The organism is Mesorhizobium sp. M7A.F.Ca.CA.001.10.2.1 (assembly GCF_003998575.1).
Taxonomy (GTDB): Bacteria; Pseudomonadota; Alphaproteobacteria; order Rhizobiales; family Rhizobiaceae; genus Mesorhizobium.
This window is the reverse complement of the sequence record NZ_RZQY01001129.1, coordinates 1-975: the sequence shown is the minus strand read 5'-3', so window position 1 is coordinate 975 and position 975 is coordinate 1. Positions and strand designations below refer to the sequence as shown.

At 63.9% G+C, this 975-nt stretch carries 1 protein-coding gene; it reads left to right on the top strand.

What is annotated here, in order from left to right; all coding sequences use genetic code 11:
• The first annotated feature begins 103 nt into the window (after nt 1-103).
• Nucleotides 104-907, top strand: a complete 804-nt coding sequence (locus EN964_RS35620; protein WP_127277531.1) for a hypothetical protein — start codon at nt 104-106, stop codon at nt 905-907.
• Nucleotides 908-975 lie beyond the last annotated feature (68 nt).

The following is a 975-nucleotide window of genomic DNA, read 5'->3' as shown; positions in this document are numbered from 1 at the left end:
GGTCTAGTATCGCCTATTGATCTACCAATCGATAGGAACAATGTAGAGAGTGGCGGCTGCCCCGGTTGGCGGCTATCCGCAGCAAATTTCAAGGCGATCTGCGATGCTCCGACAAATCTCCGAAGATGTCCGCGTCAATCTGAAGGATCGGCTGCGGGAAGTCCGCGAAATCATCCGCCAGAGCCGCCATGACGGCAGCGGCGATGCCAGCATCCTGCGCGAAGCAACCAGCCATCTGCCGCCGTTTCCGGGCAAGGGCATCGAAGGCCTGCTCAGCCATGCCGCCAGTGCCGTCGACGAGGCGCTGTCGATCGCTGAAGCTTTCGTCCCGCATGAGCGCCCGATCAAGGTGGACGGCACGACGGTAAAGGGCCTCGGCACCTATTTCCCGATCGGCAACGAGGATCGCCAGCTGAGCGCGGAGCGCCTGTTCCGGCGCGATATGTATTATCTGACCAAGGCGGTGCTTGCCGGCCTGAACATCGACAATGCCCGCATCCACGAAGCCGATTTCGCGGCCGTCCATGCCACGATGCGCAAGCGGCATGGCGACCTCCTGGCCGCCTTGGCCACGCCAGGCGCCGGACTGCAGGCAATCGCGGCGATCTGTTCGGCGCTGCTGGTCGAGTGCCTCAGCCAGCGTCCAGTTCGCTTTGCCGAGACCGTGCCGGAAACGCCGGCCGCGATTGCCGGCCGGGCGCTCGACATAAGCTGCCTGGCGCCGCTCGCTTTGGCCTGCGGCCTGGCGACCACCGGCAGCGACGGTGCACCGGAGCCGGATATGCTGGAGATCGCGATATTGGCGGCGGATATTCGCCACGACCGCATCGTTCAGGCCTGCGCCAAGGCAAACCCCATCGCTGAACTGACACCGGTGTTCGCCACCTTGCTTGCCCAGCTGCCGTAATTAGCCGGTCTGGGCTAGCCGTCAGCGGCCATGGCCATGATCGCTTTCTTGGCGCGCTGGATGGAAGC